The following is a 22,721-nucleotide window of genomic DNA, read 5'->3' as shown; positions in this document are numbered from 1 at the left end:
ACTGGTGCGGCGCGGCGATCACGCAAACGCCGGGTGAACAACCGGGCGCCCGCGCGCGGGGAGCGCATCCTCCCTCGCCGCGTCACACGGCCCGCGCCATCATCTCCACCCCCGCCCGGATCCGTCCCGGTGACAGATGCGCGTACCCCAGCACCAGCCGCACCTCCTTCCCGGCGACGTCGTCACCCCCGGCCTCGTGCCCGTACTCCGCCAGCGAGCGCACCGCGACCCCGGCCTCCGACACGCGCGCGAGGAAGCGCTCCTCGGGGCCGTACCGCTCCGGGAGCGCGGCGATGGCGTGGAGTCCGGCGGCGATGCCGGAGACGCGGGAACCGGGGAAGTGCTCCGCCAGCGCGGTGACCAGCGCGTCGCGCCGCTCCCGGTAGGCGCGCTGGCAGACCCGCAACTGGCGGTCGTAATCGCCGCGTTCCACGAAACGGGCGAAGAGTGCCTGGTCGAGCGCGGGATGTCCGAGGTCCGTGGTGCGTTTGCGCTGCACGATGTCGTCCGCCAGCCACTCCGGTACCAGCAGCCAGCCCAGCCGCAGCCCCGGCGCGAGGGACTTGCTGACCGAACCCGTGTAGGCGACGCGTTCCGGATCGAGACCCTGGAGCGCGCCCACCGGGGCACGGTCGTAGCGGAAGTCGCCGTCGTAGTCGTCCTCCAGGACGAGACCGTCCACGGACCGCGCCCAGTCCAGCAGTTCGGCCCGGCGCCGCGCCGAGTAGGCGATCCCGGTCGGGAACTGGTGGGCCGGCGTCGTCACGACGGCCCGTACGCCCGAGGCGCGCAGCGGGCCGACGGCGAGTCCCTCGTCGTCCAGGGGCAACGGCACGGTGGCGACGCCCGCCGCCGCGTACAGGGCGTCGTGCTGGGGGCTGCCGGGGTCCTCGACGCCGGCGGTGCGCATCCCGCGCGCGTGGAGCACGTCGGCGATCAGCGCCGTCGCCTGCGCCACCCCGGAGACGACGACGATCCGCTCCGGGTCCGCCACCACGCCCCGGCGTCGCGCGAGGAGCTCGGCCAGCGCGGTCCGCAGCCGGGGCAGCCCGCGCGGGTCGGGGTAGCCGAGGCTCTCGTGCGGCAGCTCCGTCAGCACCCCGCGCTGCGCGGCGGCCCACGCCGAGCGGGGGAAGAGCGACAGGTCCGGTGTGCCCGGCACGAAGTCGGCCCGGTCGCCCGGGGAGCGCGGGGCGAGATCGCGCGCGCGTGGACGTGCGGCCCGTACGGCGTCGCCCACCCAGGTCCCCGCGCCCCGCCCGCTGCGCAGGTAGCCCTCGGCCGTCAGCTGCTCGTACGCCTCCGTCACGAGCCCCCGCGACACCCCCAGGTCGGCCCCGAGGTCCCGGCTCGACGGCAGGCGGGTGCCCGGCGTGAGCCGGCCGGAGCGGACGGCGTCCCGCAGCGCCGCCTGCAGTGCGCGGCCACGCGCGCGGGCCGGCGCCGAGGCGGCGGGCAGCAGCAACTCCCAGGCCGCCGTGCCGTCGACGGTGCGGCCGACGGGGCTCGGGCGGCCGTCCGGGCCGATCAGCGCTGACGTCATGAGAACAGTCCCCCCGAGGATCACGTCCGTTCAATCGCCCCCACTTTACGAGGGGTTGGACCCGCCGGTGCGTAAACCGGAGTGACAGACCACAGCGAGGGGGCAGGCCGGTGCCGGGCCCCGGAATCGTACGCGCAATCCAGGAGCGCCCGTGGACGCCAAGAACCGTTTCGAGACGAAGGCTACCTTCGCTCTCTCCCGACTCGAATGGCTGGGCTTTCTCGCCGTATCGCTCGTGCTCGCATTCCAGCACCGAACGGAGATCCGCTGGGGTGTTTTCGTGCTGCTGTTCGTGGTGATCGACGCCATCGGTTATCTGCCCGGCGCGATCGCTTTCCGGCGCAGCCCCGACCGACGTATTCCGCGCGGCTACTACGTGGCCTACAACGCGATGCACAGCCTGGTCACGGCAGGTGCCCTGGCCGGGGCGTGGGCGCTGTTCGTCGGGCCGGAATGGGCACTGCTCGCCCTTCCGATCCATCTCATGGGAGACCGGGCACTCTTCGGGAACTCCCTCAAACCCTTCGGTGTCGCCTTCGAACCGGCAATCACTCCGGAATTCCGGACATTCGAGCGGCGGTATCACTCGGCGGCCGATTCCGGTGAAAGCGCCGCGGCGCGGACTCCCCTGGAGGACACCGATGCCGTCCGTGCTTGACGCGCTGGCCGCGCACAGCGACAACCCCAGTTCCTTTCTCGCCCTCAACAGCGGGAACACGTACTTCCACGACGACCGGTTCGAGGGCGCCTGCGCCTATCGCACCTCGGGCCGTTACGTCCTCCAGTTCGGCGGGCCGTTCGCGGCCCCCGAACACCGCGCGCGACTGCTGGACGCCTTCGTCGCCCACGCCGGACGCCGCCTGGTCGCCGTGCAACTGCAGCGGGCGGATGCCGAGCTGTACGCGGCGCACGGATTCACGGTCAATCAGATCGGTGCGTCGTACGCCGTCGACCTGAGCCGTTTCACGCTGCGCGGCTCACGGTTCGTCCGGCTGCGGAACAAGATCTCGCGCGCCCGGCGGGCCGGCCTCGAGGTCGCCGAGGTACGGGACGGCGACGACCGCGCCGAACTCGACCGGATCGACCAGTGCTGGCTGCGGGAGAAGGGCCGGCACGTCAAGGAGCTGCGTTTCCTCGTCGGCCAGCGGAACGGAAGCCTCCAAAAGCACCGCCGTCTGTTCGTCGGCCGGATCGGCGGCGAGGCCGTCGGGTACATCAACTACTCGCCGGTCTACGGCAGCCGCCCCGGCTGGCTCCACGACCTCAGCCGGCGCCGCCCCGACGCGCCGCCCGGCGTGATGGAGGCGCTCAACGCAACCGTCATGGAACGGCTGACCGCCGACGGCGCCGGCTGGCTGCATTTCGGGTTCACCCCGTTCACCGGGCTGGACCCGGAGCACGAACCACCGGGCGCCAGCCGCCTGTTCTCCCGGTTCGCCCGGCTGCTGGCCGAGCGCGGCGACGCGGTCTACCCGGCGGCCTCCCAGCTGGAGTACAAGCAGAAGTGGGCCCCGCACGTGGTCCTCCCGGAGTACATCGCCTTCCGCGGCAGACCACGCCCCGGCGCCGTCTGGCAGCTGCTGCGCGCCACCAACGCCGTGTGAGCCACCGCCTCCACGGCCGTGCGAGTGCCGTGCGAGTGCCGTGCGAGTGCCCTGCGGTTGACGCGCGGATCTCCCGCCCGACCCACCCTGGAGGACCACGTCCATGAGATTCCTCGAACGTGAACGCGCCACCCTCGCCGAGCTGTTGCCCGACCTGGACCCCGCCCTGCGCGAGACGCCGCTGATGGAGCTGGAGCGGCCGGGCAGCCCCGGCATCCGGCACTTCCGGGACAGCGGCGGCCCGGGACTCCTGGTCCCGGAGTCCCATCAGGGCCGGGGCGCCACCGCGCTGGACGCGGTGCGCGTGCAGCGGGCCATCGGCAGCCGCTCTCCGTCCCTCGCCGTGGCCACCACCATGCACCACTTCTCCATGGCCACCCTGGTCGGACTCGGCGGCCTCGGCGACGGCCTGGAGTGGATGCTGATCGAAGGCGTGGCCTCGGCCAACCGCCTCATCGCCTCCGGTTTCGCCGAGGGCCGCAGCGGAGCCGGCGTCCTGGACCCGTCGATGACCGCGACGGTGACCGGGGACGGCATCCGGATCAACGGCGTCAAACGGCCGTGCAGCCTCGCCCGCTCCATGGACGTACTCACCGCAAGTGTCGTGATTCCGCGCGAGGACGGGCAGGGCGACGAACTCGCCGTCGCCCTCGTGCCCGCGGAGAGCGAGGGCCTGAGCGTCAGCGGCTTCTGGTCCAGCTCCTTCCTCGCGGGCGCCGAGAGCGAACAGGTCACGCTCACCGATGTCCTGGTCCCGCCGGAACTCCTGCTGCGCACGGCGACGACCTCCGGCGAACGGCTCGACGAGATCCAGACGGCCGGTCTGATCTGGTTCCAGGCGCTGATGACGGGCAGCTACCTCGGCGCCGCGAGCGCGCTGGTGGAGCGGGTGCTGCTGAACGACCGCATCCCCGAGCACGACCGCGTACGCCTCTTCGTCGGGACCGAGGCCGCGATGGCCACCGCCGAGGGCGTCGCCCGCCGTATCGACGCCGGTGACCTGGACGAGTCGGCGCTCGCGCAGGCCCTGTACGCGCGCTACGGCGTCCAGGACGCCATCGCCCGTGTCGTCCCGCGCGCGGTCGAGCTGCTGGGCGGGCTCAACTTCATGACGTCCGACGAGGTGGGCCACCTGGCCGCCTGCGCCAACGGACTCTCCTTGCACCCGCCGTCGCGCTCCCGGATGACCGGCTCGTTCTCCGCCTACCTGGCCGGCCGGCCACTCACCATCGCCTGACCCACCCCACCCCACCCCACCGTCCGTCGGTGGCCGAGACCCGTTGGGGGAACACACACCCATGCCGTCAGACAACCAGCGTCCCGCCGTACCGCCGGCCGGCCGCACGGGACCGCGCGACCGCCCCACCCTGCTGCTCACCGGCGGTTCCGGGGTACTCGGACGGGCCCTGATCGACGAGCTGTCACCCGACTTCGACCTGCTGTGCCTGCGCCGCACCACACCCCTGCGCGATCCGCGGGTGCGCGAGCTCCAGGGCGACCTCGTCGCGCCCCGGCTCGGTCTGCACCCTCCGGCCTGGCACGAACTGGCCCGGGAGGTGGACGTGGTGCTGCACTCCGCCGCCGAGACCAACTGGCGCACCCCGCCGGACGACATCACACGCACCAACCTGCTCGGTGCGGACAGCATGCTCGACCTGGCCGCCCGGGCCGACGCCCCGCTGTATCTGGTGAGTACCGCGTTCGTGGCCAACACCCCCACGGAGGAGGACCGCCGGCGCTTTCCCGGCGCCGCCGCCTACCTCGGCTCGAAGACCCGTGCCGAGCAGATGACACGTGACTCGGGTGTGCCCGGCGCCATCGTGCGGCCCTCGGTCGTCATGGGTGATTCCGGCACCGGTCGGATCGCCGGCCAGCAGGGACTGACCAAGACGATCGGCGCGATGGTCCTGGGGCAGGTGCCCGTGCTGCCCGGGGCCCCCGAGGCGCGGATCGACATGGTGCCCCAGGACTACGTCGCGCGGGCCATCGGTGACTTGGTACGGGGTCGCGTGGACAGCGGCGAGTACTGGCTGACGGCGGGGAAGGAGGCCATCGAGTTACGGGAGTTCGCCGACGCCTGCGCGGACGTCGCCGTACGGCACGGCCTGCCCCGGCCCCAGCGGCCCCGGCTCATCCCGGTCGAGGCGGTGCACCGGCTGCTGCTGCCCATGCTGGAGGGCACCGCGCTGCCCGCCTCGGTCCGCCGCCGACTGGAGCACTACGCGGAACTGCTGCTGGTGTTCCAGCGGGAGCTGCCGTTCGACACCTCCCTCGGCGATCCCGACTGCGGCACCCGACTGACCCACACCGACATCCACGCCGCACTCGTGCGCAACGCGGAGAGCTGGGCCGAGGAAAGGGCCGGCCTGCTCAGCCGGCACCGGGCCGCCGCGGCCGCTCCGAGCGAGGTGGCGTCATGACCGTGTCACCCCCGCCCACCGAGACCACCGTGCCGCCCACCGAGACCACCGTGCCGCCCACCGAGACCACCGTGCCGCCTACCGGGTCCGCCGTGCGGCCTGGCGGGTCCGCCACCCCCTCGACCGGGCCCGCCACCCCCTCGACCGGGTCCGCAGCACCGTCCACGGAGACCGCCGCACCGTCCACCGAGGCCGCCGCACCGCCCGACCGGGCCGACGTCGTCGATCTCTACTTCAAGCACATCGGCTCCGGCCGCGCCGTCATGGGCCGGGTCATGGGCGGCATGGCCGAGGTCCGCTCCGAGGGCGTCTGGATCCACGCCGACGACGGCCGCCGCTTCCTGGACTTCGGCGGCTACGGCGTCTTCATCCTGGGCCACCGCCATCCGGCCGTCGTCGAGGCGGTGCACCGCCAGATCGACACCCACCCGCTGGCCAGCCGCGTCTTCCTCGAGCCCGTGGCCGCCCGCGCCGCCCAGGCCCTCGCCGCCCACACCCCGCCCGGTCTGGACTACGTCCACTTCGTCAACTCCGGTGCCGAGGCCACCGAGGCGGCCCTGAAACTGGCCCGCGCCCACGGCCGCACCTCGTTGATCACCACCCGCGGGGGCTTCCACGGCAAGACCCTCGGGGCGCTGAGCGTCACCGCCAACACCACGTACCAGACGCCGTTCCAGCCCCTGCTCCCCGACGTCACCCAGGTCGCCTACGACGACCCGGCCGACCTCGAACGGGCCCTTGCCACCCGCCGCGACCGGGCCTGCGTCGTCATCGAACCCGTCCAGGGCGAGGGCGGCGTACGCATCCCCCGCCCCGGCTACCTCAGCCAGGTACGGGCGCTGTGCCGGGCGTACGGCGCCCTGCTGGTCGTCGACGAGATCCAGACCGGCATGGGACGACTGGGCACCTGGTGGGGCGTCGACGCCGAGGACGTGCGCCCGGACGTGCTGCTGGCCGGCAAGGGGCTCAGCGGCGGCGTCGTACCGATCGCCGCGATGGCCGCCACCGCGGAGGCCTACGCACCCTTCAGCCGCGACCCCTACCTGCACACCTCCACCTTCGGCGCCTCACCGATCGCCTGCGCCGCCGCCCTCGCCACCGTACGGGCCATGGAGGAGGAGAACACCGTGGCCCGGGCCGCCGCGCTCGGCCTGCGCGTCCTCACCGCCGTGCGGGCCGTGTGCGCGCCGTACGAGGGCGGGCTGGTGCGCGAGGCGCGAGGCCGTGGACTGCTCATCGGCATCGAGTTCGCCGAGGAACAGGCGGTCGGTGAACTTCTGCTGGAGCTGATCTCCCGCGGAGTTCTCGTCAACCACTCCCTCAACTCGACCCGGGTGCTGCGGCTGACCCCGCCGGCCGTGGTCGAGGACTCCGCGCTCGACCTGTTCCTCACCGTCCTCGCCGAGGCCCTGCGCAGCACGGCCGACCGCATGGCCGGCTGAACACCGGCTCCTGCCGCCGGCCCGTCACCACCGGCCCGTCGCCCCCCCCGTCACCAGCTTTCTGGCACCTGCTTTTGACACCAGCGTCCGGAAACCTCCGGGAAGGAACCGAACGACCCATGCGCCATGTGGTCCTGCACGCCCTCGCCGACGGTCTGGCACCCGCCGACGTCTACCGACGCATCACCGACTTCCGCCGCTACCCCGAGTACAGCGACACCTTCCGCGAGGTGCACGTCGAGCCTCCGCTGCCCGACGGCTCGACGGTCTCGGACTGGACCGTCGAGTTCCGGGGCGGCCTGATGCGGTGGCGGGAACGCGACACCTACGCGCCAGAGACCTGCTCCCTCGCCTTCGAGCAGCTCAGCGGCGACTTCCAGACTTTCGAGGGGAGCTGGCGCTGCGAACCCGGGGACGGTGGCACGCTCGTCGTCTTCACCGCCGCCTTCGACCTCGGCATCCCCTCCCTGGCAGAGATCCTCGACCCGGTGGCCGAGTCGACCGTGCGGACCAACATCGCCCGCGTGCTCCGGGGCCTGGCGAACGCGGAGGTGATCGATGAACGCGCGGCTGCGGCTCGTGGCTGACCGGGCGACGACCGCCGGGGCCCCGCCTCCGGCCGCCTGTCCACCGCGGGAGGAACCGCCGCACGAGCGACCGCTGCTCGCGGAACCGCCGCACGAGCGCCCGTTGAACGGGGAACCGCTGCACGCGGAACCGGGACCGGGTGCCGCCCGCTGCCTCGGCCTCTACGCCAAGCTGGCCGCCGGGGTGACCGTCGTGACCGCCCGCGGCGAGGACGGCCCCCTCGGCATGACGGTCTCCGCCGTCACCTCGCTCTCCGCACGCCCGCCGCTGCTCCTGGTCTGCCTGCGCGACGGCTCCCGCACCCTCGCCGCCGTCCGCGCCCGCCGGGCCTTCGCCGTGCACCTGCTGCGTGAGGAACAACAGGAGCTGGCGGGCCGGTTCGCGTCCCCCACGACGACCGCGGCCGAGCGGTTCGCCGGGACCGGCACCCGGCAGGTGCTGGGCGCACCCGTGCTGGCCGGGGCGCTCGCCTGGTCGGTGTGCCTCACCGAGGACGTACGCCGCTACGGTGACCACCACCTCGTCGTCGGCCGGGTCGCCGCCGTGCACGTGGGCGGCGGACGGCCCCTGCTGTGGCACGACCGCCGGTTCGGCGCGCTGACCGAGCCGGTGACGGACGCCGCCGGATGAACAGCTCGCCGGCCGGAACGCCGTACTGGGACCCGGCGGAACTGCCGCCGCACCCCCAGCTGCACGGCGTGGTCACCGCGGACGTGGCCGTCGTCGGGGCCGGTCTGGCCGGGCTGTCCTGCGCCTACCACCTGGCGGAACGCGCCCCCGGGCTCGACATCGCCGTGGTGGACGCCGAACACCCGGCCGCGGGGGCCAGCGGCCGGGGCACCGGTCTGCTGGGCCCCCGGGCCGGCCCCGCCGTCGACCGGGCGGTGCGCCGCTTCGGCCCGCGGACGGCGCGCCGGATGCACCGGGCCAGTGAGCGGGCGGTACAGGACGTCCTCGACCTGTGCGCCCGGCTCGACGTGCCCTGCGGGCTGCGAACCGGCGACCAGCTCATGGTCACGCGCTCGTCCGCGGGCCTGGTGGCACTGGCCCGCCGGGCCCGCGCCTGCCGCGAACTGGGCCTGGACGTCCCCGTCCTCACCGAGGCCGGCATCCGAGACCGCGTGGGTGTGCCGTTCCGGGCCGCTCTCCTGTACCGCCCCGCCGCCACCCTGGACCCGGCCGCCCTGACCCGTGCCCTCGCCCGCGCCTGCGCCGACAAGGGCGTGCGGTTCTACGGCCACAGCCCGCTGCTGGCGCTGCGCCCCGGCGACCTGGTCGGACCGGAACTGGTCCTCCCGCACGGCCGGCTCTACGCCCGCCAGGCGGTGCTGGCCGTCAACTCCGCCGCACGGTCACTGGACCTGCCGGTCGGCACGATCCTGCCGCTGGAGGTGTACGCCGTCGCCACCGAACCGCTGAGCGCTCCGGCGTACGAGGTGCTGGGCGGGCGCGCGGGGTACTCCGTCGTCGACGCCGTGCCGATGGCGCCGTACTTCCGACTGCTCCCGGACCGCGGCCTGGTGGCGGGCGGCGGCACCGCCACGGTCCCGGCCGGGCTCGGCGCTCCCCGGCTCCAGTCCCTCCGGGAGCGCGCCTGGACCCGGCTGGAGGCATGGCTGCGGTCCCTGCACCCCGACCTCGCCCGGGTACGGGTCACCCACCGCTGGTCCGGCCGCATCGGCATGACCGGCGACGACCTGCCGGTGGTCGGGCCGGTCCACGGATTCCCCGACGTCTGGTATGTCGGCGGCTGCTGCGGACACGGCCTCGCCCTGTCCGTGGCGCACGGCGCGTACGTGGCCGCTGCCCTGCTGGGTGAGCCGGACCCCGGCGAACCGCTGCCCTGGCACCGCTCCAGGGCCCCGCGCCTGCCCGTACGCGGACCCGCCCGGCCCCTGCTGCGCGCGTACGTGGACGTACTCGGGCGCGCCGCGCGCCACGCGTGCTGACGGCCGCCCGGGACGGCGGCCGTCTCCTCCAACCGACAGAGAGGTTCCTGATGCGCCCACCCCACCCCGGCGGCGACGGCGGTCTGCCGGCGTCCCTGCCCATGGGCACCGCCGACGTCGCCTACCACCTGGCGATGGGGGGCAGACCGCTGCCGGCCGGTTTCCTGTTCGGATTCTCGGGCCCCGCCCCCACCCTGGACTCGGTACGCGCCCGCGTCGCCGAACGCGCGCCCCGCATCCCCGCGTTGCGCTACCGCATCGACAGGAGGAGCCGGACGTTCTCCCGTGTCGGACGGATCGACGTGGAGCAGCACGTGCACGAGGCCTGGCTGCCCGGGGACGACGACGGCTCGGGCGCCGGTCGGCTGATGCTGTCCCGTCCCATGGGCGGGGACACCCGGCCGCCCTGGGACGTGTGGCTGGTGCACGGGCCCACCGGCGGCCACAGCCTGTGCTACCGCACCGACCACACCTTCCAGGACGGCGTGGGAGCCGCGCACACCGCGCGGGCCCTGCTCGACGACGACCCCGGCGGCGGGCCGCCCCCGCACCGCCGCGGCCGGCCGGCCCTCGGGGGCCTCGCCGGCGCCGTCGGCGACGTGGCCGCCTCCTTCCGGCGGAGCGACAAACCGGCCTTCGACGTACCGCTCGGCGGGCGGACGGACATGTGTCAGGCGGTCGTCCCGGTGGCGCGGCTGCGGGCCGTCGGCCGAGCCCACGGCGCCACGGTGAACGACGTCTTCCTCGCAGCGCTCGCCCACGCGGTGGGCACCTGGCACCGGAAGAGCACCGGCTCCGCCCATCCGCCGCTGCCGGTCGCGGTCCCGATGTCGGTGCGCGGGCCCGGCGAGGAGTACGCCCCGGGCAACCGGCTCGTCGTCGCACGTGTCCTGCTGCCCTGCGACGCCCCGTCCCCGCAGCACGCCCTGCGGCGCGTGGTGGCCCGCACCGGGTCGCTGCGCACCGGCCGTCAGCGCGATGCCCTGCGCCTGCTGCTGATGGCAGGGCCGCGGGCGGTCGGCGCCCGGGTCGGCACCCGGATGGTGAACGGCCGGTCCGTCGCCGGGCCGGTGAGCAGCGTGAACTTCGGCAGCGCCCTCGTCCACCGGGGCAACGCCGCCCGCCGGGCCGTCGTCTACTCCGGACTCGGCGCCGGCATCCGCTGCCTGACCACGCTGACGAGCCAGCACGACACCGCCTGCCTCGCCGTGATCCACGACGAGGCCCTGCACACCGCCGGCGAACTCCCCGGCCTGTGGCTCGCGGCGCTGCTGGAACTGGAACGGCCGTAGCGGGTACGAGACACGGCAGGGCCCCGGGCGTCACCATGAGCCCGGGGCCTGCCGTGCCGTCCCGTCCCTCAGCGGCAGGAGCCGCGTACGGTCCCCGTCGCCAGGAACACGCACTTCGCCGCCGCCTCGCCGACCAGCGGCAGATACGGGGCCAGACGATCCACCGCGTACGGCAGCGTGAACAGGTCGGCCACCCGCGCGTCCCAGCCGTGCTCCCCCCACCAGCCCTCCGGCTCGGCGAGCTGCCAGTGCCAGGAGATCCCGGTCGCCGACAGCGCCTCCAGGAACGGGGCCACGAACGACGAGGAGGCGGCCCCGGCGTTCACGCACTCGGCACCGAAGGCGCTGCCCGGCGCGGAGAGATCCGTCATCGCGGCGACGATGTCCTCCACCGCGTGCGGCTGGAGGTGGTACAGACGCGTCTCGCACAGCCACGCGGTGGGCCGGCCCGGGTCCATCCCGGCGGCGAGCAGGTCCCCGCCCCAGGAGCCGGCCGGATCGGCGCCGACGGTGGTGCGCCGCCCGCAGGACGGCGGCGCCCCGTCCAGCACGTGCTCCTTGAAGGACAGCAGCGCCGGATCCTCGACCTCGAAGACATGCACGTCGGCCGGCCAGTCGAGCCGGAAGGCGCGGGTGTCGAGACCGGCCCCGAGCAGAACCACCTGGCGGCAGCCCGAACGAGCCGCTGACATCAGGTACTGGTCGTAGAAACGGGTGCGCACCACGGCCCAGTCGGGCAGCAGCCGCTGGAGGGGGCCGTCGCCCGGGGGAGCCCCGGTGAAGTCCGCCGCGCGCACGAACGCGGCGGCCCATGGATCGCGGACGTACGGCGCCGGCCTGCCGTGCTCCGCGGCGTGCGCGGACGCCGTCCAGAGGGCGACCCGGGACAGTCCGTCCGGCACGAGAACGCCAGGTCCGGGCGGGGGAGTGGGCCGTGCGGTCTCCTGCATGAGAACCCTCCGTGTCGGTGGTGTCGGTGGTGTCGGTGGTGTCGGTGGCGGCTGTGGTGTCGGTGGCGTCGAGGTGGTGGCAGTGGTGCCCGGTGATGTCGGTCCGTCGGCCGCCGGGCCCGGCTCAGGGGGATCGGCGACGGCTGAGCAGGATCGCCAGCGCGCCCAGCGCCAGCAGTCCGCCGGAGGGACGGGAGGGCCGCTGGCCGCCCATCGCGGCGGGGGTCCGCGGCTCGTGGACGTTCAGCGCGAACTGGCGGTTGGCGATGTCGGACAGCACCCCTCGGACCTGCTCGGGGCTGGTGACGGCGGTCAGCAGCAGCTCCATGGAGTTGCGGGCGAACTGGTTGCGGCCGAGGAACTCCCGGCCCAGCGCGAAGAGGATCTTCGGCACCTCGCCCTGGAACACCTCCGGCAGCGTGATCTCGGGAGCCAGACAGCGCACCGAGCCGTCGAGGTTCGCGAACGACTTGCCGAGCAGCGACACCGCCGGCGGCGAACCGATGCCCCGTTTGGTCGCCTTGGCCAGCACGGTGGTGAGCGCGACACCGAAGTTCATGTCCTCCAGGGACAGATGCGAGACCTTGGGGACGAAGGCGGCCATGTCGGCGGCGAACGCCGGCATGTTGGCCCACGGCGTCATCCGGCCCATCTCCGCCCAGTGCTGTGCCAGCCCGATGCCGTCGTTCTGTGCCAACGTCATGAAGAGGGGCAGCAGTTGCAGGCTGGTACGCCGGTCCAGGCGGCCGACCATGCCCCAGTCGATCAGCGTCGCGGGTCCGCCGGGCGCGGCGAAGACGTTGCCCGCGTGCGGGTCGGCGTGGAAGAAGCGGTGGACGAAGTACCCGTGGTACATGAAGCGCAGGAGGTCCTTGCCGATCTCGACGCGCTCGTCGTCCGTGAAGTGGCTCCGGTGGATGTGCCGTACCGACTTCCCGCCGGCGAGCGACTGGACGAGGACCCGGGGACTGGCGTGCAGCACCCGGGGCACCTCCAGCGAGCGGAACTGCCGGACGTGCTCGCGGGCCTCGTCCATGTTCTGGGCCTCGCCGTTGAAGTCCAGCTCCGGCTCCATCGCGTCGAAGACGGAGCCGAGCATCGCCTCGATGTCGATGACCTCGTTGAACCGGGGTGCGACGCGGGCCACGATCTTCGACGCCCGGCGCATCAGGGCCATGTCCGCGAGCACGCCCTCCCGGATGCCGGGGCGCTGGATCTTGACCACGGCCGGGCGTCCGCCGGGCAGCGTCACCCGGTAGACCTGGGCGAGGGACGCCGCCCCGAGCGGGGCGACGGTCTCGACGTCGTCGAAGCGCAGCTTCCAGTCCGGACCGAGGTCCCGCGCCAGCACCGGCTCGAACACCGAGAACGGCTGGACGTCCACCTGGTCGTGCAGGTTCTGCAGCTCGTCCCGGATCGACTGCGGGACCATGTCCGGCCGGGTGGACAGGATCTGCCCGAGCTTCACGTAGAAGGGCCCGAGGCTCTCCAAGGCCTGCCGCACCGCCTTGGCACGACGCTGTTCCGCCCCGGTGAACCGGCCCGGGCCGGAGCCGTCGGCGGACCCGGCGGAGGCGGGGTCGTCCTCCGCCGGGGACCGCGTGTCCCGTCCCGCACGTCTCCGCGTCCGGGCCGCCTGTCCCACCTCGTCGGCCACGAGGCCGCCCAGCACCTTGACCACGAGACGCAGCCGATCGCCGACGACAGACGCCATCGCGTGTCATCCTCCTCAGGACGGGATCCGGGACGGGCGGGCGGTCGGCGTGCCCGTCCCGGCCGGCCGGCCGGGACGACGGCACGACCGGTCAGCCCGAGGACGCGGACTGACTGCCCTGGGCCGGCGGGCCGGCCAGGTTCTGCAGGCCCTGGAGCGCCTCGATGAGCTTGGGCAGCACCTGGAGCAGCTGGGTGAGCTGGGACGGGAGCGACATGAGGTCGCCGACCCCGCCGGCGGCCTGTCCGAGGCCTCCGGCCAGCTGCCCGAGCCCGCCGAGGGCGCCGGCCGCACCGCCGACGGCGGCGAGGGGGTTGGCGGCGCCGCCCAGGACGGCGAGGGGGTTGCCCGCCCCGCTGAGCGCGGCGAGCGGGTTGGCCCCTCCCGCGGCGCCGGCGAGCGCGGCCAAGGGGTTCTGTGCGCCGCCGGCGAGCGCGGCCAGGGGGTTCTGTGCGCCGCCGGCGATGTTCCCCAGCTGGCTCGCGGCTCCTCCGGCGAGGCCCGCGAGCGGGTTGCCGCCGCCGACTGCGCCCAGCGCGGCCAGGGGGTTGCCCGCGAGGGCCGCCAGAGGGTTCGCGGCGCCCGCGAGTGCGGCAGCCGGGTTGACCGTGCCGGCCAGGGCACCGAGCACGTTCGCCGGCAGCCCGGCCAGTGTGTCGACGGGGTTGCCGGACCCGGACGACCCGGGCCTGTCGGACCGGTTGAGGATGTCGTCGAAGGCTTCCTTGCTGCTGTCGGCCATATTGCCGACCAGGTCCTTGAAAATATCCTGGATGTTTTTGTTGTTGGACATGAGTGGAATCCCTTTCCGTTTTCCTGCGATGAGATGCGATGAGAGTGGGGATGGCATCGAACGGGGATCGGTGAGGAGAGGGAGGAGGATTCGCCCCGTTATTGGGTGCAGCCTTCCAAGGCTTTCGCGCACGCGTTTTTGAGTCGGGCGCGGCCTCTGGTGAAGGCGGCCTCGGCCGCCTTGACGGAAATGTTGTGCATGCGGGCGAATTCCGCAGTGGAAATCCCCTCGGAGCGAGCGAGTATGACCTCCTGTTCCCGCCCGCGCAGGTGTTGTACCTGGCCCAGCAGCCATCTGCCGAAGTCCTCGTCGCAGACGTCCTCCTCGGTCGTCCCGGAGGCGTCCATGGGTGCCGCACGCTGCAGAAGTCTGCTGCGACGCTCCATGTCACGGTAGAAGTCGATGCAGAGGCGAAGTGCCACGGACGTCAGAAAGGAACCGAGTCGATTCTTGTCCAGCGCGGCGTGGGCGGCTGCGCGGGCCATCGTTTCCTGAACGCAGTCCTCGGCGTCCTGAAAGCTGGGCAGTCTTCGTCGAACCAACCGCATGAGGCGGTCCTGATGCTGGAAGATGTCTTCCCAGGAGCATTCAGCGGGCGATTGGCAGGTGGAATGTCTCGCCATCGTGGTTTGCAGCCCGTTGTCTCTCGTATTGAGGAGGGAGAACCGCGGCCGGCTTTCTATTTGTCGGCCATGTGGTTTTCCTACCCGAGGCCTTCGAGCGGCAAACCGGAATGTGTACCTCCCGCGGTCGGCAGGAATGATTCTTCGCGGTCATTTCCGCGGAGCCGGGCGCCGGGTCCAGTCACGGTTCCAGTTGAACCACATGTCCCGTACGGTCTGGTGCACTTGGGAGCCGCCGGCGCGCAGTTCGGTGGTGTACGCCTGGACGGCCTCCCTGCCCACCATCCGGGCGCCGCCGGTGAAGTAGGACCCGCGTACGTGCCGCGGTGAGCGGAACCTGCCCCACAGCAGGATCCTCATCAGCGGCCACAGGGTGAACACACCGGAGGGGCAGCGGTCTTCGGGATCGAGGGTGCCCCACACCGCGGGGCACAGCTCGCTCTCGCGCAGCAGCTCGTAGATGCGCGCGATGGTCCGTTCCTTCGTGGATGTCCCCGCCCGGTAAGCCAGTACGGCGTCCCGCGCCTGGTCGAACAGTCGCTCCACCCACGGGTTGTCGACTCCCTGGAGGCCCCGGTACGGGGGCAGTTCCAGCGCGTCGAAGCAGGTGGGGTCGTGCGTCTTCTCGAACGCCACGGCGGCCTGGTTCTGGGCGTTGGTTCCGTACAGCGTGGTGATGGTCCACACCCGGTTCCAGGCGTTCCACAGGTCGAAGTCGTCGAACGAGACGTAGCTGCAGGAGACCAGGTCGTCGTAGAACCGGAACATGCGCTTGGTCCAGTGGTCCAGGTACGCGAACCGGGCGGTGTCGAAGTCGTCCTGGCGCACCGCCTCGATGAGCCGGTGGCCCAGCGCGTTGAGCGCCATCACGGTGACCGCGAGGCCGCTGGAGAAGAGCGGGTCGATGAAGTCACTGGCGTGCGGCAGCAGGCACCACCGGTCGCCGACGACCTTCTGCGAGGCGAACTGCGTGCGATCGGTCGACACGTACGGCCGCACCGCCCGCGCCCGCTCGAACTGCCGCGCCACACTGGGGAACCGGCGCACATGGTGCCAGAACTCCTCCTCCGCCGAGACGTCGTCCGGACGCGGGTACCGGTCCAGATCCAGGTTGACGCCGACGCTGCACAGCTCGCTGGTGCTCGTCGACTGGTTGTCGAAGGGGATCACCCACAACCAGCCGCCCCGGAACATGTGGTGGAGCGTCCCCTGGCTGAACGGACTGGGCATTCCGTGCTGCTCGCGCGGCGGTGCCACGGTGTCGAAGGGGCGCACGTCCACCATGTGCGTGAAGATCGTGCGCGACCGGGTGCGGTACGGCGGCTCCTGCCGCAGCCCGAGCCGCTCGGGCAGCACGGCCCGCATCCCGCCGGCGTCGACCACGTACGACGCCCGGAAGGTGCCCCGGTCCCGGGTGACCAGGGTGGCGCCGTCCTCCTCGAACTTCACGTCGTCGACGAGCGTGTGGGTGTACGCGGTGACGCCGTAGGACACGGCGACGTGGAACATGTACGCGTCCACGTCCTGCCGGAAGTAGTGCGAGTCGGGACCCAGCGGCGGGCCCCAGGTGGGGTACTGGGTGCACTCGTCGGGCCGGGTCGGCTCGCCCTCGCGGTGGTAGACGAAGCTGAAGTTCCGTTTGACTCCGCAGTTCGACGACACGTGACGGCGCAGCGTCCCGTTGGTCGCCAGGTGCTCGATCTCCGGGACGCCGTAGCGGCGGGCCAGCACCCGCAGGCCGAACGTGGTCTCGGGGACGGTGGACTCTCCGATGGCGAAGCGGGGGTGTCCGCTGCCCTCCAGCAGCAGCACGCGCACACCGTGGCGTGCGAGCACGGCCCCCAGCATCGTCCCGCCGATGCCGCCACCGACGATGGCGACATCGAAAACACGCTGGTCCTCTTGCATGTCTGCGGTTCCTTTCGCGACGGGAGAAGCGAGTTGTCCGGCTCCGCGGTCACCGGCGGGCGACCACGGACGCGGGCAGCACCCGGCGCAGCCCGCAGGCCGCCACCCGGGCGGAGAAGGAGACGGCGAACCAGGGAGTGGGCGCCAGCCCGGACAGCCGGCGCCGGTCTCCCGGCACCAGGTGCTCGCCGCGCCCGGTGACGTCGAGCCACGCACCGAAGTGCAGCAGCCGCGCCTCGGGCCCGGCGTCGCGCGCGGGGAACGGCCGCATGTGCTCGCGCACCGCGCGGGTCAGGGTCCTGCGCCGTTCGGCGCCCACCGCGTGCCCGGCCAGGAAGAGGTCGAGCAACTCCGCGGAACGACCCGGGAACCCGCCGTGCCCGAGCGGGGCGCGCCCCACCAGTCCGGCGTCGTGGAACGCCGCGGCGGCCAGCAGCCCGACCCGGTCGTAGACCGTCCCCCGGGTGCGCGCACAGGCGTCCGCCAGCAGGAAAGTACGCAGGGAGTGCACGGCCACGCGGGGCGGCAGCCGGCACATCTCCGTCAGCGCGGCACCCGCGAGAGGATGCCCGAGCAGCTCCGCCAGGCCGGGCCGGCCGAGCAGGGGCTGCCACGACCCGGGCAACGCCGCCGGTGGGACGGAGGCCCGGCGCGCGCCCTCGCCACCGGACCCGGGTAACTCGGACCCTTCCTCCATGACCGACTTCCCCTCGCTGTGAGCCGTGCCGACTGTGTCCGTCTCATCTGTCCTTACGCTCGGGCCCCGCCGCACCCCCCACGCACAACAGCCCTCTCCCGACAGCGCGTTGACGCGTGGACGACGGCGCACGGCCCGGAACGCGCGCTCCGGGCGTGCTTTTGGGATGCCCTTTCGGGGGACCTCCGGACGGATGCGTGCTGGCAGTCTGGATTCCGTGATCGCCGTGCTCAACGTTCATGAACGCTCCCTGCCCGCTCCCCCCGAAGAGGTCGGCGTACTGATCGACTCGCTGGGCAGCGAGGACGACCGCCTCTGGCCGCCGGACTGGCCGCCCGTACGCTTCGAGGGGCCTCTCGCCGTGGGCGTTCCCGGCGGCCACGGACCGGTGCGGTATGTGGTGAGCCACTACGTGCCGGGTCGGTGGGTGCGGTTCCGTTTCACCGGTCCGCGGGGGTTCGAGGGCTTCCACGAGTTCAGCGTCGAATGCCTCGACGGGCGGCGGACCGTGCTGCGGAACACCCTCGTGGTCCGTCCGCGGGGGGTGCGCTGGCTGGGCTGGGTCCTGGTCGTCCGGCCGCTGCACGACGCGGCGTTCCGGCGCAGCCTGGACTGCGCCGAGCGGGCCCTGACGGGGCGGGTGGCCCGCCCGGTCAGGGAGAGCCGGTACGTGCGCCTGCTGCGCGCGGCCGCCGCACGACTGGCCGTGTGACTCATGCGAATCTGCGGCGCACGGGCGCACGGCAGGTCGTCGATGACCCTCGTCGGCTTCTCGCAGGGCGGCACGATGCCGCGCTGTCACCTGAACGCCCTGGGCGGAGGCCCCGAGGCGCACACGTTCGCCGGCATCGCGCTCGGCAACCACGGGTCACCGCCCAGGGCCTGTCGAACCTCGCGCGCCAGATCCCTGGAGCGGTCGGACTCCTCGAAGGCCGAGGGCCGCTACGTCGACACCACCTTCCGGCGGGACTTCGCCCCGGACGACCGCACGCCGCATGTGGGCATGCCCTACGACCCGGCCGTGCTGAAGGAGGTCCTCGGGGCTCGCACCTCCTGAGCGCGGCTGCCGTCCAGGAGGACGCGGGCGACCAGCGCCGGGTCGTCGTTCATCGGGACGTGACCGCAGCCGGGCAGTCGCACCAGCCGGGCCCGCGGAATGGTGCGCTTGGCGCGTATGCCCTGCCGGGGCAGGAGCAACCGGTCCCGGTTGCCCCACGCCACCGTGACGGGGATGCCGGGGACGTCGTCGGTGAACAGCACGCTCCGTCCGGCCCGGAGCGTCTCGTCGAACCCCTCGGCACGCGCGAGCGCGAGCGTCTCGGCGACCACGGCCTCGGGGGAGCGGCGGCCGGGACGGGCGTAGATCGTACTCGTCAGGGCGGTGCGGCCGATCGCCGTGCGGGAGAGCCGCTCGACGAGGGGCAGGGGCAGATTCCGGGCGGTCCGGCGCATCCCCGTCAGCACGCCGAAGGCGTAGCGCCGCTCGGCCTGCGTCCAGAACCCGGCCGGCGACAGGGCCGTCACCGAACGCGCCAGGTTCTGGCGGCCGAGTTCCAGGGCCAGCAGGCCGCCCAGCGAGTTGCCGGCCACGTGCGGCCGGTCGACTCCCAGGGCCGCGCAGAAGGCGTGGAGCAGGGCGGTCGTCGTCGGCAGATCGTGCGGCAGTCCGTGGGGCAGTGCGGCCGACTGCCCGAATCCGGGCAGATCCACGGCTATCACCTCGCGCTCGGTCGCGAGGATGTCGACCACCGGGTCCCAGGCCTGCCGGTGATGGCCGATGCCGTGCAGCACGAGCAGCGGCTCGCCGGTGCCCACGCGCGCGTAGGCGAGGGTGATGTCCCGTGGGCCGTGCTCGGTGGGGGCCGTGAAGGAGAGCGTCGCGGACATGTGGCTCCTTGTCGGGAACGCGTGTTCGTGTGACATGTGTCGTAGGGAACGTGCGTCTTGGGGAACGCGTGGACGATGGCGGCGTTGCATAGACAGAGTGTCAGCAAGAGCTACCGACGGGTAGCCCCCCGTCGCCGGCCTTCGCCGGCAGGGTGGCGGGTACGGGCGGCTCCGCCTGGACACGGCCGGACGAGTCCGCTGGGATGGGGCGGTGACCACCGACACCGCGACCGACGTCTTCGAAGAGCACCGCCCCGTCCTCCTGGGAGTCGCCTACCGCATGCTGGGCCGGCTGGCCGACGCGGAGGACGTGGTCCAGGAGGCCTGGCTGCGCTGGTCCGGTGCCGACCGGTCCGGCGTCCGCGAACCGCGCGGCTACCTGGTGCGCGTCACCACCCGCCTCGCCATCGACCGGCTGCGCCAGATCAAGTCGCGGGGCGAGACGTACGTCGGCCCGTGGCTGCCCGAGCCCTACGTCACCGACTTCGGGGACACCGTGCCGGACTCCGCGGAGCGGGCCGTCCTCGCCGACTCCGTGTCCTTCGCCGTCCTCGTCGTCCTGGAGTCGCTGTCGCCGCTGGAGCGGGCGGTGTTCGTCCTGAGGGAGGCGTTCGGATACCCGTACGCCGAGATCGCCGCCATGCTGGAGCGCGGGGAGGCCGCGGTGCGCCAGCTCGCCGGGCGGGCCCGCAAGCACGTCGACGAGCGGCGGCCCCGCTACGACGTCGATCCCGCGCAGCGCCGGGACCTCACCGAACGCTTCCTCGCCGCCGCGGCCGACGGCGACCTCGAAGGGCTGATGGCGCTGCTCGCTCCGGACGTCCGCCTGGTGGGCGACAGCGGTGGCAAGTCCAGGGCGCCGCTGCGCGTGGTGGAGAGCGCGGACAAGGTGGGCCGCTTCCTGCTCGGCGCCGCGCAGAAGGGGATTCCGGACGTCTCCTTCCGCCCCGTGGAACTCAACGGCGGCCCGGCCCTGCTGGTCCTGTCCGCGGGCACGCCCGACTCCGTGTTCCAGCTGGACGTGGCCGACGGCCGGATCCAGGCGGTGTACATCGTCCGCAACCCCGACAAACTGCGTTCCCTGGCCGCCCTCGCCTGACCGGAGCGCCTCCCCGCCGCGGCCCGAGCCCCCGCCCTGTGACGGGGGCCTCGTCGCCCTGCCGCCGGGTTGGTCTTGACCAAGGGTGTGGGCCGTTTTATCGTCGCAGAGAACTACAACAACCTTTAATAAACAAGGGCGTCAAAACGCCGCCGGACCACGGCGATTGCGGAGGACAGGGTGGGGACCACGCAGTTGGGATCGGTGGCGGAACCGAAGTACTGGCACCTCAGGACCGTCCTCAGCGAAGCCCTGGACTCGGAGTTCTCGGTGGGTGAGATCCTGCCCAACGAGCGGGATCTCGCCGCCCGCTTCGGGGTCGCCCGCGCCACGCTCCGCCAGGCCCTGGAACAGCTCGAACTGGAAGGCAGGCTCCAGCGCCGACGCGGCGTCGGCACGACCGTCGCCCCGCCACGTGTCGGCGTGGCCGTCGGCACCCGGCAGCACGTCTGGCCCGGGACCTCCGACGACGCCTGGCGTTCGGTCGACTGCACCCTGGCGGCTCCGCCGGCGGCCGTCGCCGACGCGCTGGACACCGGCCGGGACGAGCCCGTGCACACCGTGCGCCGCTCCCGCGTGACGCACGGCCAGCCCGTCGCGGCGGAGCTTCTGTACATCCCACCGGCCTCGGTGCCCGACCTCACCTCCATCGACGCGCCCTCCGGCGCCGCACGCGCGCGTGCCGTGCTCCGCGAGCTGCGGCGCGGAGAACTGGAGCGGCAGGAGAGCGCCGTGGAGCTGGGATCGGCCGGTGCGGAGGACGCGAAGGAACTGGACCGCCTTCCGGGGGCACCCGTCCTCGTGGTCACCACCCGCTACCTCGCCAAGGGCCGCACCGCCGCGCTCTCCGTCGCCACGTACCGCGCGGACACCTGCCGGCTGACGTTCGGGGACTCCGGCGACGTGGAGATCCACCACGGCCCCGAGACCAGGGCCTCCTGACCGCCCCGGACCGGGCATCGGCGGGTCAGCGGCGTGCCGTCGCGCCCTCTACCGCGAACAGCTGCTCTTCCACGTGGTCGAGGGCCAGTCGCAGCGAACCCGTCGCAACGGCGGCCTCGCCCAGGAGCGACAGGGTCACCCGCGGCGGGCGCAGGCAGTAGCGGGCCAGCTCCCGCCGCAACGGTTCCAGTACGCCGTCCAGCCCGGCCGCCCAGCCGCCGATGACGACCAGTTCCGGGTCGAGGGCCAGCACCAGCGCCGCCACGTCGTGCACCAGACGCTGGATGAAACGCTCGACGGCCGCGCGGGCCCGCTGGTCGCCCTCGCGGGCCTCGGCGAACACCTTGGCCACCGCCTGCTCGTCCAGGGGATGCAGCGGCTGGTCCGTGGTGGACAGCAGTGTCTCCGGCGTCACCTCCCGGCCCAGCAGATGCAGCGCGCCGATCTCGCCGGCCGCCCCGCCGTACCCCCGGTGCAGCCGCCCGCCGATCAGCGCCCCGGCCCCCGGACTCAGCCCGGCCAGCACGAACACGACGTCGTCGGACTCGGTGGCGGCGCCCTTCCAGTGCTCGGCGACCGCCGCCGCGTTCGCGTCGTTCTCGACCAGCACCGGGCACTTGAAGGAACGGCTCAGCCGCTCGCCCAGGCGCAGCCCCGTCCACTCGGGCAGCGCGGTGCTCAGCCGCACCGTGCCGTCCGCCTCCACGATCCCGGGCGTGGCCGCCCCCACGGCACGCAACGAGCCGCGCGCGACACCGGCCCGGCGCAGCAACTCGGCGACGGCGGTGCGCAGCCGCTCCAGCCGCTCGTCGGCCGAGGCGGTCTCGTCGACGTCCTTGGCCTGAGCGCCGATCACCCGGCCGTCCAGGCCGGACAGGAGCGCGGCGACGCGGTGCGGCCCGATCTCGAGACCCAGCAGATGCCCGGCCTCCGCCCGGAACCGGAACCGTCGCGCGGGCCGCCCCTGCCGCCGGGCCGCACCCTCGTCGGCGGCCGCCTCGACGACGAGACCCGCCTCGATGAGCCCCTCGACGACACCCTCGACGGTCGGCCGGGACAGTCCCGTCACCCGGGTGATCTCGGTCAGCGTCGCGCAGTCCGTGGCACGCAACGCGTGCAGTACCACAGCGGAGTTGATCCTCCGCAGCAGCGACGGATCCCCGCCGGTCAGCCCGCCCAACGTCAGTCCTCCCAGCTCGTGCGCGTGTTGGCCGGATCGTACTCGGCCCGCTCCGCCCCGGCGAGTGCCGGTCCGCCCCTTCCCGGAATG

General features: G+C 73.1%; 22 protein-coding genes. 13 read left to right on the top strand and 9 right to left on the bottom strand.

Going from position 1 to position 22,721, the window contains the following annotated elements:
• Positions 1 to 82 precede the first annotated feature (82 nt).
• Positions 83 to 1,543, bottom strand: a complete 1,461-nt coding sequence (locus ACP4J0_RS11415) for a PLP-dependent aminotransferase family protein (RefSeq protein ID WP_426598520.1) — start codon at positions 1,541 to 1,543, stop codon at positions 83 to 85.
• A 151-nt stretch (positions 1,544 to 1,694) separates the two neighbouring features.
• Between ACP4J0_RS11415 and ACP4J0_RS11410 the strand changes: the two genes are divergently transcribed.
• From ACP4J0_RS11410 to ACP4J0_RS11370, 9 genes are all read left to right on the top strand, one after another.
• Positions 1,695 to 2,201, top strand: a complete 507-nt coding sequence (locus ACP4J0_RS11410) for a hypothetical protein (RefSeq protein WP_426598519.1) — start codon at positions 1,695 to 1,697, stop codon at positions 2,199 to 2,201.
• Positions 2,185 to 3,147, top strand: coding sequence for a bifunctional lysylphosphatidylglycerol flippase/synthetase MprF (locus tag ACP4J0_RS11405; RefSeq protein WP_426598518.1), 963 nt, complete (start codon positions 2,185 to 2,187; stop codon positions 3,145 to 3,147). The genes ACP4J0_RS11410 and ACP4J0_RS11405 overlap by 17 nt, the downstream gene beginning before the upstream one ends.
• A gap of 103 nt (positions 3,148 to 3,250) precedes the next feature.
• A complete protein-coding gene (locus tag ACP4J0_RS11400) occupies positions 3,251 to 4,384 on the top strand; it encodes an acyl-CoA dehydrogenase (protein WP_426598517.1) in 1,134 nt (377 codons plus the stop codon).
• A 61-nt stretch (positions 4,385 to 4,445) separates the two neighbouring features.
• Entirely contained in the window at positions 4,446 to 5,567 is a 1,122-nt protein-coding gene (locus tag ACP4J0_RS11395; protein WP_426598516.1) for an SDR family oxidoreductase, read from the top strand.
• Complete coding sequence (locus ACP4J0_RS11390) at positions 5,564 to 7,009, top strand: aspartate aminotransferase family protein (protein ID WP_426598515.1); 1,446 nt, start codon at positions 5,564 to 5,566, stop codon at positions 7,007 to 7,009. The genes ACP4J0_RS11395 and ACP4J0_RS11390 overlap by 4 nt, the downstream gene beginning before the upstream one ends.
• 119 nt (positions 7,010 to 7,128) lie before the next feature.
• Positions 7,129 to 7,596, top strand: coding sequence for an aromatase/cyclase (locus ACP4J0_RS11385; protein WP_426598514.1), 468 nt, complete (start codon positions 7,129 to 7,131; stop codon positions 7,594 to 7,596).
• Positions 7,568 to 8,227 carry a flavin reductase family protein gene (locus tag ACP4J0_RS11380; protein WP_426598513.1) on the top strand — a complete coding sequence of 220 codons (660 nt, stop codon included), beginning with the start codon at positions 7,568 to 7,570 and terminating at the stop codon, positions 8,225 to 8,227. The genes ACP4J0_RS11385 and ACP4J0_RS11380 overlap by 29 nt, the downstream gene beginning before the upstream one ends.
• The gene (locus ACP4J0_RS11375; protein ID WP_426598512.1) at positions 8,224 to 9,546 is read left to right on the top strand and encodes an NAD(P)/FAD-dependent oxidoreductase; all 1,323 of its coding nucleotides are present in this window, start codon (positions 8,224 to 8,226) and stop codon (positions 9,544 to 9,546) included. The genes ACP4J0_RS11380 and ACP4J0_RS11375 overlap by 4 nt, the downstream gene beginning before the upstream one ends.
• A gap of 50 nt (positions 9,547 to 9,596) precedes the next feature.
• Positions 9,597 to 10,838, top strand: a complete 1,242-nt coding sequence (locus ACP4J0_RS11370) for a wax ester/triacylglycerol synthase domain-containing protein (protein WP_426598511.1) — start codon at positions 9,597 to 9,599, stop codon at positions 10,836 to 10,838.
• A 68-nt stretch (positions 10,839 to 10,906) separates the two neighbouring features.
• Here ACP4J0_RS11370 and ACP4J0_RS11365 read toward each other — a convergent pair whose 3' ends face one another.
• From ACP4J0_RS11365 to ACP4J0_RS11340, 6 genes are all read right to left on the bottom strand, one after another.
• Entirely contained in the window at positions 10,907 to 11,788 is an 882-nt protein-coding gene (locus ACP4J0_RS11365; RefSeq protein WP_426598510.1) for an SAM-dependent methyltransferase, read from the bottom strand.
• 124 nt (positions 11,789 to 11,912) lie between these two features.
• Positions 11,913 to 13,502, bottom strand: coding sequence for an ABC1 kinase family protein (locus tag ACP4J0_RS11360; RefSeq protein WP_426598509.1), 1,590 nt, complete (start codon positions 13,500 to 13,502; stop codon positions 11,913 to 11,915).
• Between the two features lie 91 nt (positions 13,503 to 13,593).
• Positions 13,594 to 14,295 (bottom strand): hypothetical protein, encoded by a 702-nt coding sequence (locus ACP4J0_RS11355; RefSeq protein WP_426598508.1) that lies wholly within the window; start codon positions 14,293 to 14,295, stop codon positions 13,594 to 13,596.
• A 98-nt stretch (positions 14,296 to 14,393) separates the two neighbouring features.
• Positions 14,394 to 14,918 (bottom strand): RNA polymerase sigma factor, encoded by a 525-nt coding sequence (locus ACP4J0_RS11350; RefSeq protein WP_426598507.1) that lies wholly within the window; start codon positions 14,916 to 14,918, stop codon positions 14,394 to 14,396.
• A 150-nt stretch (positions 14,919 to 15,068) separates the two neighbouring features.
• Entirely contained in the window at positions 15,069 to 16,826 is a 1,758-nt protein-coding gene (locus tag ACP4J0_RS11345; RefSeq protein WP_426598506.1) for an NAD(P)/FAD-dependent oxidoreductase, read from the bottom strand.
• Positions 16,827 to 16,875: 49 nt separating this feature from the next.
• Positions 16,876 to 17,523: a hypothetical protein gene (locus ACP4J0_RS11340; RefSeq protein ID WP_426598505.1), complete on the bottom strand. Its 648-nt coding sequence runs from the start codon at positions 17,521 to 17,523 to the stop codon at positions 16,876 to 16,878.
• A 220-nt stretch (positions 17,524 to 17,743) separates the two neighbouring features.
• Here ACP4J0_RS11340 and ACP4J0_RS11335 point away from each other — a divergent pair, with 220 nt between their 5' ends.
• Entirely contained in the window at positions 17,744 to 18,235 is a 492-nt protein-coding gene (locus ACP4J0_RS11335) for an SRPBCC family protein (protein WP_426598653.1), read from the top strand.
• A gap of 42 nt (positions 18,236 to 18,277) precedes the next feature.
• Complete coding sequence (locus tag ACP4J0_RS11330) at positions 18,278 to 18,580, top strand: hypothetical protein (RefSeq protein ID WP_426598504.1); 303 nt, start codon at positions 18,278 to 18,280, stop codon at positions 18,578 to 18,580.
• On the opposite strand, the gene ACP4J0_RS11325 is transcribed toward ACP4J0_RS11330, so the two are convergent.
• Positions 18,532 to 19,410 carry an alpha/beta fold hydrolase gene (locus ACP4J0_RS11325; protein WP_426598503.1) on the bottom strand — a complete coding sequence of 293 codons (879 nt, stop codon included), beginning with the start codon at positions 19,408 to 19,410 and terminating at the stop codon, positions 18,532 to 18,534. The genes ACP4J0_RS11330 and ACP4J0_RS11325 overlap by 49 nt on opposite strands.
• Positions 19,411 to 19,621: 211 nt before the next feature.
• Between ACP4J0_RS11325 and ACP4J0_RS11320 the strand changes: the two genes are divergently transcribed.
• Both ACP4J0_RS11320 and ACP4J0_RS11315 read left to right on the top strand, forming a co-directional pair.
• Complete coding sequence (locus ACP4J0_RS11320; RefSeq protein ID WP_426598502.1) at positions 19,622 to 20,509, top strand: RNA polymerase sigma-70 factor; 888 nt, start codon at positions 19,622 to 19,624, stop codon at positions 20,507 to 20,509.
• Between the two features lie 180 nt (positions 20,510 to 20,689).
• Positions 20,690 to 21,451, top strand: a complete 762-nt coding sequence (locus ACP4J0_RS11315) for a GntR family transcriptional regulator (RefSeq protein WP_426598501.1) — start codon at positions 20,690 to 20,692, stop codon at positions 21,449 to 21,451.
• A 25-nt stretch (positions 21,452 to 21,476) separates the two neighbouring features.
• Here the strand turns inward: ACP4J0_RS11315 and ACP4J0_RS11310 are convergent, their stop codons facing one another.
• Positions 21,477 to 22,631: an ROK family transcriptional regulator gene (locus ACP4J0_RS11310; RefSeq protein WP_426598500.1), complete on the bottom strand. Its 1,155-nt coding sequence runs from the start codon at positions 22,629 to 22,631 to the stop codon at positions 21,477 to 21,479.
• Positions 22,632 to 22,721 lie beyond the last annotated feature (90 nt).

It is taken from the genome of Streptomyces sp. WG7 (assembly GCF_049975785.1).
In the GTDB taxonomy this organism is placed as follows: Bacteria; Actinomycetota; Actinomycetes; order Streptomycetales; family Streptomycetaceae; genus Streptomyces.
This window is presented reverse-complemented; position numbering and strand designations above follow the sequence as displayed.